The following is a 756-nucleotide window of genomic DNA, read 5'->3' on the forward strand; positions in this document are numbered from 1 at the left end:
GACCCACTCAACTACCGAGATGCAGGCGGCGACAATCTTATGCACATTGCGGCCCGACATGGCGACATAAATACGATTAAGTTATTAATCGGGGCCGGCATGTGCATCGACGAGCAGGGGGAGATGGGTTTCACAGCTTTGCACAATGCATATCAATATAAGCAACCTGAAGTCGTTGATTTTTTATTGGCTCATGGAGCTTCGACAAAGATTGAAAATAATTTTGGAAAGCTACCCGGYGATTACGCCGGCTGAGACTGCCGATGCCACCCCGGCCGACCGGCCGGGGGCCCCTGTAAAACCGCGGCCACGAGGGTCAAGCCTTGCCTTTTGCCTGTCCCTTCTTGCCCTTGTTATCGGAAGTGACGAACCCGATAGGCCGCTTGTGCGGCTCGGATGGCGTCATGAGTTCAGTGCATCGAACACCTCTTGAGCCCAATCAAGACCAGCTCGCAAATCCGAACTGCCCAGCCCGCTCGCGGACGTATCGGACCACCGCGTTCAAGTCCATCACCTCCAGCCTGTTCTTCTTGAGAAACGACCGCCACTGCACTTGCTTGGTGGCGTCTTCGGCAAATGCATTGCTCAGGCCAATTGGATGGCTCGGGCTACACGGCGACGTACAACCTGCGCGGCCAGCTCGCGACGATCACCAAGGCTGGGGTGACGACGCGCTACACCTACAACGCGGCCGGGCAGCGCGTGCGCAAGGTGAGCAGCACGGGGCCGCAGAGCACGGTGGTGTTCGTGTACGAC

The 756-nt window shown here is 57.6% G+C and carries 2 protein-coding genes; both read left to right on the plus strand.

Translation table 11 applies throughout. The features are described from left to right. The coding region (locus tag AC1D01_RS37200; RefSeq protein ID WP_477874902.1) for an ankyrin repeat domain-containing protein at positions 1 to 255 on the plus strand (255 nt) is incomplete at its 5' end. 321 nt (positions 256 to 576) lie between these two features. After that, on the plus strand, positions 577 to 756 hold a 180-nt coding region (locus tag AC1D01_RS37205), incomplete at its 3' end, for a hypothetical protein (protein WP_477874904.1).

It is taken from the genome of Rhizobacter sp. P3_B12 (genome assembly GCF_056402895.1).